Origin of the sequence: Achromobacter sp. MYb9 (genome assembly GCF_002975275.1) — a bacterium.
Classification (GTDB): Bacteria; Pseudomonadota; Gammaproteobacteria; order Burkholderiales; family Burkholderiaceae_B; genus Achromobacter.
Genome location: NZ_PCOQ01000050.1, coordinates 1 through 8,948 on the forward strand (window position 1 = coordinate 1; position 8,948 = coordinate 8,948).

At 66.0% G+C, this 8,948-nt stretch carries 7 protein-coding genes and 2 pseudogenes; all 9 read left to right on the forward strand.

Translation table 11 applies throughout. The features are described 5' to 3' along the window. Positions 1–317: pseudogene (locus CQ050_RS30485) on the forward strand (chemotaxis protein); the annotation flags it as partial. Continuing rightward, positions 317–1,171, forward strand: a complete 855-nt coding sequence (locus CQ050_RS30490) for a CheR family methyltransferase (RefSeq protein WP_105560555.1) — start codon at positions 317–319, stop codon at positions 1,169–1,171. The pseudogene CQ050_RS30485 and the gene CQ050_RS30490, both read left to right, overlap by 1 nt. A gap of 20 nt (positions 1,172–1,191) precedes the next feature. After that, positions 1,192–2,250: a chemotaxis response regulator protein-glutamate methylesterase gene (locus CQ050_RS30495; RefSeq protein ID WP_105560556.1), complete on the forward strand. Its 1,059-nt coding sequence runs from the start codon at positions 1,192–1,194 to the stop codon at positions 2,248–2,250. 50 nt (positions 2,251–2,300) lie between these two features. Continuing rightward, a complete protein-coding gene (gene cheY / locus CQ050_RS30500; RefSeq protein WP_006224583.1) occupies positions 2,301–2,690 on the forward strand; it encodes a chemotaxis response regulator CheY in 390 nt (129 codons plus the stop codon). Positions 2,691–2,698: 8 nt separating this feature from the next. Beyond that, entirely contained in the window at positions 2,699–3,334 is a 636-nt protein-coding gene (cheZ, locus tag CQ050_RS30505; RefSeq protein WP_105560557.1) for a protein phosphatase CheZ, read from the forward strand. A 222-nt stretch (positions 3,335–3,556) separates the two neighbouring features. Further along, positions 3,557–5,104 carry a methyl-accepting chemotaxis protein gene (locus CQ050_RS30510; RefSeq protein WP_369869076.1) on the forward strand — a complete coding sequence of 516 codons (1,548 nt, stop codon included), beginning with the start codon at positions 3,557–3,559 and terminating at the stop codon, positions 5,102–5,104. Between the two features lie 185 nt (positions 5,105–5,289). Next, positions 5,290–6,444 (forward strand): flagellar biosynthesis protein FlhB, encoded by a 1,155-nt coding sequence (flhB, locus tag CQ050_RS30515; RefSeq protein WP_105560558.1) that lies wholly within the window; start codon positions 5,290–5,292, stop codon positions 6,442–6,444. 3 nt (positions 6,445–6,447) lie between these two features. Then, entirely contained in the window at positions 6,448–8,568 is a 2,121-nt protein-coding gene (flhA, locus tag CQ050_RS30520) for a flagellar biosynthesis protein FlhA (protein WP_105560559.1), read from the forward strand. Then, positions 8,565–8,948 (forward strand): annotated as a pseudogene (locus CQ050_RS30525) (flagellar biosynthesis protein FlhF); the annotation flags it as partial. The gene flhA and the pseudogene CQ050_RS30525, both read left to right, overlap by 4 nt.

Sequence of the window (8,948 nt, forward strand, 5' to 3'; positions counted from 1 at the left end):
GTGTGACGGACATCATGGGCGAGATCTCGGCGGCGTCCGAAGAGCAGTCCAGCGGTATCGACCAGGTCAACCGGGCCGTGTCGCAGATGGACGAAGTGACGCAGCAGAACGCGGCGCTGGTGGAAGAAGCCGCGGCGGCCGCAGGGTCGCTGCAAGAGCAGTCCCAGCGTCTGGCGGAAGCGGTCGCGGTATTCAAGATCAATGCGGGCGAAGTGATTGAAGTACCGGCGCATCGCCTGTCTTCCGCGCGCTCGTCCGATGACGATTCCCGCTTGCAAGCGCCGGACGCGTTCGCGCTCGGACACCGAGGAGTGTAGTGGCAACCGCAGCAACTTCGGCGCCGTCCATCCCGGTGGACCGCCAATTCGATTTCCGCGATGCGGACTTTTCCCGCGTGCGCAAGATGATTCATGCGCGCGCCGGGATTTCCCTGGGTACGCACAAGCGCGAGATGGTCTACAGCCGTCTGGCGCGGCGCCTTCGCGCCCTGGGCCGGCAGGATTTCGGCAGCTATCTGGACCAGCTTGAAAACGAACCCGATGCGGCCGAGTGGGAAGACTTCGTCAACGCGCTCACGACCAATCTGACGGCGTTCTTCCGCGAGTCGCACCACTTTCCCATCCTGGCCGATTTCGCGCAGAAGCGCGGCGGCCCGGTGTCGGTATGGTGCTGCGCCGCTTCCACCGGCGAAGAGCCGTATTCCATCGCCATGACGCTGGTCGAGGCCATGGGGCCGCGTGCCAGCGCCTGCACGGTGCTGGCCACCGATATCGACACGAATGTGCTGAACCGGGCGCGGGCCGGGGTGTACCCCGCCGAACGGGTCGCGAAGATGGAAGACGATCGCCTGCGGCGGTTCTTTCTCAAGGGGCGCGGCGCGAATGCGGGCCAGGTCCGGGTGCGGCCCGAGATCGCGGACATGGTGCGCTACGAGACCCTGAACCTGTTGGCGCCGTCCTGGGCGATCAACGAGAAGTTCGACGTGATCTTCTGCCGCAACGTCATGATCTATTTCGACAAGCCGACGCAGGCGAAGATCCTGGAGCGCTTCGCGCCGCTGCTCAAGCCGGGCGGCTTGCTGTTCGCTGGACACTCCGAGAACTTCACCTACATCAGCCGGGATTTTCGTCTGCGCGGGCAGACGGTCTACGAATGTGCGAGTAAGGCCTGAACAGGCCGAGGCAGCAAGCAATGAAAAAAATAAGCGTTTTGTGTGTGGACGACTCCGCGCTGGTGCGTGGGCTGATGACGGAGATCATCAATAGCCAGCCGGATATGGAAGTGGTCGCGACCGCGCCGGACCCGCTGGTGGCGCGCGAACTGATCAAGCGCCATAACCCCGACGTGCTGACGCTGGACGTGGAAATGCCCCGCATGGACGGGCTGGATTTCCTGGAAAAGCTGATGCGCCTTCGGCCGATGCCGGTTGTGATGGTGTCGTCGCTGACCGAACGGGGCGGGGAAATCACGCTGCGCGCGCTGGAACTGGGCGCCATCGATTTCGTCACGAAGCCCAAGCTGGGCATCCGCGACGGCCTGCTGGAATACACGGAACTGATCGCGGACAAGATTCGCGCCGCCTCGCGGGCCAAGTTGCGCGCGCCCACGCCGCACGCCCCGCAAGCGGCGCCTGCGCCGATGCTGCGCCGGCCGTTGGCAAGCTCGGAAAAACTGGTCATCGTGGGCGCATCCACGGGCGGCACCGAAGCCATCCGTGAAGTCCTTCAACCGTTGCCGCCGGATAGCCCGGCCATCCTGATCACGCAGCACATGCCCGCCGGTTTCACGCGGTCGTTCGCGCAACGCCTGGATGCGCTGTGCGCCGTGACGGTGCGCGAAGCGATCCACGGCGACCGGGTGTTGCCCGGCCACGTATACCTGGCGCCGGGCGGCGACACGCACATGCGGTTGGGCCGCAGCGGCGCCAACTATGTGATCGAGCTTGAAGCCAGCGAACCCGTCAACCGCCACCGCCCGTCGGTGGACGTGTTGTTCAATTCGGCCGCCGTTGCCGCCGGCAAGAACGCCATCGGTGTCATCTTGACGGGCATGGGCAAGGACGGCGCCGCGGGCATGCTGGCGATGCACCGGGCCGGCGCGCACACGATCGCGCAAGACGAAGCCAGCTGCGTGGTGTTCGGCATGCCCCGGGAGGCCATCGCCATTGGCGCCGCGGACGAAGTGGTAGCGCTGTCGGCGATTAGCGAACGCATTCTGACTCGCCTGGGCGACCGGGGACACCGCGTTTGACGCGGATGCATCCACGATCGATCTCAAGCAAATTTTTTCTGGAGTGAAAGATGGTAGACAAGGGCCTGAAGATTCTGGTGGTGGATGACTTCCCCACGATGCGGCGGATCATTCGCAACCTGCTTAAAGAGTTGGGTTTCGAGAACGTGGACGAGGCCGAGGACGGTGCGATCGGGTTGGAAAAGCTGCGTAACGGCGGCTTCCAGTTCGTCGTTTCCGACTGGAACATGCCCAACCTGGACGGCCTGGAGATGCTCAAGCAGATCCGCGCCGACGCGGCGCTGGCGTCGTTGCCGGTACTGATGGTGACGGCCGAAGCCAAGAAGGAAAACATCGTGGCGGCGGCCCAGGCCGGCGCCAACGGTTACGTGGTCAAGCCTTTCACCGCGGCGACGCTGGAAGAAAAGCTCACCAAGATCTTCGAGAAAATTGCTGGCTGAGGTGTGCAATGAGCACAACGCAAAACGTTGAACACGCCGCCGAGAATCCTGACCTGATTCACCGCATCGCCTCGCTGACCCGCATGCTGCGCGACAGCATGCGCGAGCTGGGCCTGGACCAGGCGATCAAGGACGCGGCCAATGCCATCCCGGATGCCCGGGACCGCCTGCGCTATGTGGCGCAGATGACCGAGCAGGCCGCCAACCGCGTATTGAACGCGACCGAGCAGGCCGGCCCCATTCAGGACGGCATGTCGCGTTCGGCGCAGGCGCTGGATACGCGCTGGCAGCAATGGTACGACCAGCCGCTGGAGCTGCCGGAGGCGCGCGAACTGGTCAAGGACACGCGCGCGTTCCTGGCCGATGTGCCCAAGCAGACGCAGCAGACCCAATCCAAGCTGATGGAAATCATCATGGCGCAGGATTTCCAGGACCTGACGGGCCAGGTCATCATGCGCATGATGGACGTGGTGGGCGCGATCGAACGCGAACTGCTGCAAGTGCTGCTGGACAACGTGCCGCAAGAGCGCCGCGACGAGGCCAACAGCCTGCTCAACGGGCCGCAGATCAGCCCGCAGGGCAAGACGGATGTCGTCACCAGCCAGGACCAGGTCGACGATCTGCTGGCCAGCCTGGGCTTCTGACCGTTTCCGCGCGCCGCGGGCCCTGCGGCCGGTGGCGCGCGGCGCGCATGCATTGCGACCGCGCGTGAATGAACGTATACCCCAAGGGCGCAAAGATGCCCTGATCGATAGACTTAAGGCACAACAAAAACGGGGCCTTGCAGCGAGAGACATGGCGCGCACCGCGCGCCAGGCAACGGATGCCCAAAGAAGGCGATCCGGGCCAGCACAAGGAGGTCCATCTTGGCCAGATCCGTATTCCGCCTGGGCGGCATGTGGGGGTTGTTGCGCCGGCTCAACCGCGGCGACGCCGCGCTGTCGGAGCGCACGCTGCCGATCACCCCCGCCGTTTTTCCGCTGCACCGCTTTTTGGGGCGGATCCGCCGGCGGATCATGACCGTGCGGCAATCCAGCATTGAAATCGCGCTGAACGCGGCACGCACGCAGTTCCAGGCAGGATGTTGCGCGTTGCTGGCGCAGGAGCAGGCGCGGGCGGCGGGCGCGCTGGCCGATAGCGGCGCGCAGATCGCCGCCTTGTCCACGTCGACGTCCACCCGCGCCCGCGAGATCGCCCAGCTGTCGGGCCAGAACCTGCACGCCGCCGAAGCGGCGCTGGCCGAGCTGTCGGACGTGCGTGCGCGCGTGGACCGCATGACCCGTGAAATGGCCGCATTTACCGAGGTGGTGGGGCAACTGACCGGACGGGCGCGTTCGGTGGGCGACATCAGCAAACTGATCAAGGATATCGCCCTGCAGACGCAACTGCTGGCGTTGAACGCGGGCGTCGAGGCGGCGCGGGCCGGCGATGCCGGCCGCGGCTTCGCGGTGGTCGCCACCGAGGTGGGCCGCCTGGCCGAACGCGTGAACGCCGCCAACAACGATATCGGCCGGCATACGGTTGAAATGCTGGAACTGGTGGACACCACGCAGCGGCAGACCGGCACGCTGCGCGATGACGTGGACGCCTCCGGCGCCGTGCTGGACCGGACGTGTTCCGACTTCCAGCGCTTCGTGCGCGACTTCGACAGCATGAACCGTCAGGTGGGCGAGGTGGTGCAGGCGATCGGCGACGTCGACGCCACCAACCATGGCATGAGCCAGGAAGTGGGGCGGATCGCGGCGCTGAGCGCCGACGTGCAGGAGCGCGTGGGCCATATGTCGGGCGAGATCGACCGGATCCGCCGTCAGACCGAGAGCGTGCAGGAAGTGCTGGCCGACATGCGCACGGGCAACACGGCGTTTGATCACCTGTCCGACGCCGTGGACGATTTTCGGGCCGCGGCAGTCGGCTTGCTGGAAGCGGCGCGTGGGCGCGGCGTGGACGTCTTCGACCGGCACTACCAGCGCATCCCCGGCAGCGAGCCCGCGCGCTACCACACGCGGTATGACCGCGAGATCGACGAACCCCTTACCCGGCTGCTGGACGACGTGCTGGAAGGGGTGCCCGGCGGCATTTACACAATCCTGGTGGATAACCGGGGCTACGCACCCGCGCACAACAGCCGGTTTTCGCACCCGCCGACGGGCGACGCGGCGGTCGATATCGCCCGGGTCCGGCACAAGCGGATTTTCGATGACCCGGTCGGCGCCCGGCTGGCCGCCAATACGGGGTCGATGCTGTTTCAGACCTATTCGCGGGATACCGGTGAAATCGTCAATGACATTTCGGTCCCCTTATATTTGGGGTCGGAACATTGGGGCGCGGTGCGCATCGGCCTGGACTATGTGCGCTTCCAGGCCGCTCTGGAAGGCGCGGCGCCGGTGCAAGAGGCCGTTCCGGCGGGGCGCTGACCGCGCTGGCGGGCGCCTGTGGCGGGGCATCTGGAAGAGGGCGGGCGGCCGGGCCGGACACGCAGCCGGGAATAGCGCCGCTTTCCCCCCGTTTCTTGGCTTATCGCCGATGACCGGGGTCTCCTAGAATCTCGGCGGGCAGCTCGTAATCCGAAAATCCGCGAGCCGCAACGACACCGCAGAGCATGGCCGAAGAAAGCGACCTCGAAAAATCCGAAGCCGCCTCTCCCAGGCGCCTGGAAAAGGCGCGCGAGGAGGGGCAGATTGCGCGTTCCCGGGAATTGGGCACGTTCATGATGCTGGCCGCCGGTGTCGCGGTGATCTGGATGGGGGGCGGCTCGCTCTACCAGGGCCTGAGCGGAGTATTGCGTAACGGCATGGCGTTCGACCAGCGTATCGTGACCGACCCCGGCGTGATGGTGGAATTGGCCGTCAGCGGTTTCGGCCACGCCTTGCTGGCGACCTTGCCGGTCTTCGGGGTGCTGGTGGTGGTGGCCGTCCTGTCCAGCGTGCTGCTGGGCGGCATTGTCATTTCGGGCAAGCCGCTACAGGCGAATTTCTCGAAGCTCAGCTTCTTTTCCGGTCTGAAGCGGATGTTCTCGTCGCAGACCGTGGTCGAGCTGATCAAGGCGTTGGCCAAGGCCCTGCTGGTGGGCGGCGTGGCCGTCTGGGTCATCTGGCGCTACCACGACGACATGCTGAGCCTGATGCACGTGGCGCCGTCGGCCGCGCTGATCAAGGCGCTGTCGCTGGTCGCCATGTGCTGCGCCTTCATCGTGGCGTCGCTGCTGGTCATCGTGATGCTGGACGTGCCGTGGCAGATCTGGAGCCACTTGAAGAAGTTGCGCATGTCCAAGGAGGATGTGCGCCAGGAACACAAGGAAAGCGAAGGCGACCCGCACGTCAAGGCGCGCATCCGCCAGCAGCAGCGCCAGGCGGCGCGGCGCCGGATGATGTCCGAAGTGCCGAAGGCGGACGTCGTGGTGACCAACCCGACGCACTATGCCGTGGCGCTGAAGTACGACGAGGACAAGAGCGGCGCGCCGCGCGTGGTGGCCAAGGGTACCGGGCTGATCGCGGCGAAGATTCGCGAACTGGCCGCCGAGAACCGCGTCCCGACATTGGAAGCGCCGCCGCTGGCGCGCGCATTGCATCAACACGTCGAACTGGGGCAAGAAATCCCAGGCGAGCTATATACCGCGGTGGCCGAAGTGCTGGCGTGGGTCTTCCAGCTGCGTTCGTGGCGCTCGGGATGGGGAGTCGAACCGACGGCCCCGACCCGGCTGGCCGTGCCCGCCGCACTGGACCCGCAGGCAAACACCGCAGCACAAGGAGTTTAAGGAATGAGCGCTTTGCTCACCATGTTGAAGAATAACGGGGCCGGCCATGCGCGGCTTCTGGCGGGGCCGATCCTGATCGTGATGGTGTTGGGCATGATGGTGCTGCCCCTGCCCACGTTCCTGCTGGACCTGCTGTTCACCTTCAACATCGCGTTGTCCGTGATGATCCTGCTGGTGGCCATGTTCACGAAGAAGCCGCTGGATTTCGCCGCCTTCCCGGCCGTGCTGCTGTTCGCCACGTTGCTGCGCCTGTCGCTGAACGTGGCGTCGACCCGCGTCGTGCTGCTGAACGGCCACACGGGCCCGGATGCCGCGGGTAAGGTGATCGAGGCGTTCGGCCACTTCCTGGTGGGCGGCAACTTCGCCGTCGGGATCATCGTGTTCGTGATCCTGACCATCATCAACTTCATCGTCATCACCAAGGGTGCCGGCCGGATCGCCGAAGTGGGCGCGCGTTTCACCCTGGACGCCATGCCCGGCAAGCAGATGGCGATCGACGCCGACCTGAATGCCGGCTTGATCGGCGAAGACGAGGCGCGCCGCCGCCGCGCGGAAGTCTCGCAGGAATCGGACTTCTTCGGCTCGATGGACGGCGCCAGCAAGTTCGTCCGTGGCGACGCCATCGCCGGCCTGTTGATCATGGCGATCAACATCATCGGCGGCCTGATCGTGGGCGTGGCGCAGCACGACATGTCGATGAGCGATTCGGCCCGCGTCTACACGCTGCTGACGATCGGCGACGGCCTGGTCGCGCAGATCCCGGCGCTGGTGATCTCGACCGCCGCCGGCGTGGTCGTGTCGCGCGTGTCGACCGACCAGGACATCGGCCAGCAGATCATCAGCCAGCTGTTCTCGAACCCGGCCGTGCTGTTCCTGACGGCCGGCATCATCGGCATCATGGGCCTGATTCCCAATATGCCGCATATCGCGTTCCTGACGCTGGCGGGCGCGCTGGGCTGGGGCGGGTGGATGCTGCACAAGCGGCGGCAGGCGGCGGCGCAGGCTGCCGAGCAGATCCCGCCGCAAGCCGTCACGCAGGCGCAGGCCGCCGCGGCGGAGGCGAGTTGGGACGATGTGTCCATGGTGGACCAATTGGGCCTGGAAGTGGGCTACCGCCTGATTCCGCTGGTGGACCATGCCCAGAACGGCGAGCTGCTGCATCGCATCCGCAGCCTGCGCAAGAAGTTTGCCCAGGACGTCGGCTTCCTGCCGCCGGTCGTGCACATCCGCGACAACCTGGAACTCAAGCCCAACGATTACCGCATTCTGTTGTCGGGGGTGGAAGTGGGGCATGGCGTGGCGATGCCGGGCCAATGGCTGGCCATCGATCCGGGCGGCGTCACCATACAGATCAAGGGCACTCCGACGACCGATCCGGCTTTCGGCTTGCCGGCGCTGTGGATCGACGGCGGCTTGCGCGATCAGGCACAGGTGGCGGGCTATACCGTGGTGGATGCCGGCACGGTGGTGGCGACGCACTTGAACCATTTGATGCACCGCCACGGCTCGAATCTGCTGGGCCGCCAGGAAGTTCAGCAGTTGCTGGACCGCATCGGCCGCGACGCGCCGAAGCTGGTCGAGGACCTGGTGCCCAAGACGCTGTCCCTGACCGCGCTGCAAAAGGTGCTGCAAGGCCTGCTGTCGGAAGAAGTGCCGATCCGCGATATGCGGACCATCATCGATACGCTGTCCGAGCATGGTCCGCGCCTGGCGGCGCAGGCGGCCGGCGCCGGTGGCCAGCCCGATATCAACGAATTGATCATGCTGACCCGCCGTTCGCTGGGCCGTGCGATCACGCAGCAATGGTTCCCGGGCGAGGGCGAGCTGCGGGTGATCGGGCTGGACGTGAAGCTGGAGCGGGTGCTGTCGCAGGCCATGACCACCAGCGGCGGGCTGGAGCCCGGCCTGGCCGACACCTTGCTGCGCGAAACGCAGGCGGCGGTCGAGCGCCAGGAATCGCAGGGCAACGCGCCGGTGTTGCTGGTGTCGCCGGTGCTGCGCGCGCCGCTGTCGCGGTTCCTGCGTCATCACCTGCCGCAGCTGGGTGTGTTGTCGAATACTGAAATACCCGATGAGCGCATGGTCCGCGTGACCGCTCTGATCGGCGGGAGCAATGGGCAATGAAGATAAGCCGTTTTTTTGGCGTCAACAGCCGGGAAGTGATGCGCCAGGTGCGCCAGGTGTTGGGGCCGGACGCGCTGATCGTGTCGAATCGCAGCGTGGATGGCGGTGTGGAAGTGCTGGCCACGGTAGAGGGCGCGTTCGACGATGCGGCGGCCGAGACGCCGCAACGGGAAGCCATGCCGCATGCCGCGCCCGTGTCCCTGCCGCAGCCGGGCTATGCCGCGCCGTCGCGGTCGATCGCAGCCTACCAATCTGCCTACGCGTCGTCGGCATTGCCGGAAGACGATGCGCCGCCTGAGCAAGGCGCCGGCGCCTCGGCCAAGCCGGCGGTGCCGTATCCGGCGGCGCTGCAGCCGGCGTCGCCGTTGCCCGCGAGCGCG

What these genes read in the sequence shown, in the direction of transcription:
- CQ050_RS30495 (WP_105560556.1), top strand. Translation starts at nt 1,192, where the DNA reads ATGAAAAAAATAAGCGTTTTGTGTGTGGACGACTCCGCGCTGGTGCGT.
- cheY (WP_006224583.1), top strand. Translation starts at nt 2,301, where the DNA reads ATGGTAGACAAGGGCCTGAAGATTCTGGTGGTGGATGACTTCCCCACG.
- cheZ (WP_105560557.1), top strand. Translation starts at nt 2,699, where the DNA reads ATGAGCACAACGCAAAACGTTGAACACGCCGCCGAGAATCCTGACCTG.
- flhB (WP_105560558.1), top strand. Translation starts at nt 5,290, where the DNA reads ATGGCCGAAGAAAGCGACCTCGAAAAATCCGAAGCCGCCTCTCCCAGG.
- flhA (WP_105560559.1), top strand. Translation starts at nt 6,448, where the DNA reads ATGAGCGCTTTGCTCACCATGTTGAAGAATAACGGGGCCGGCCATGCG.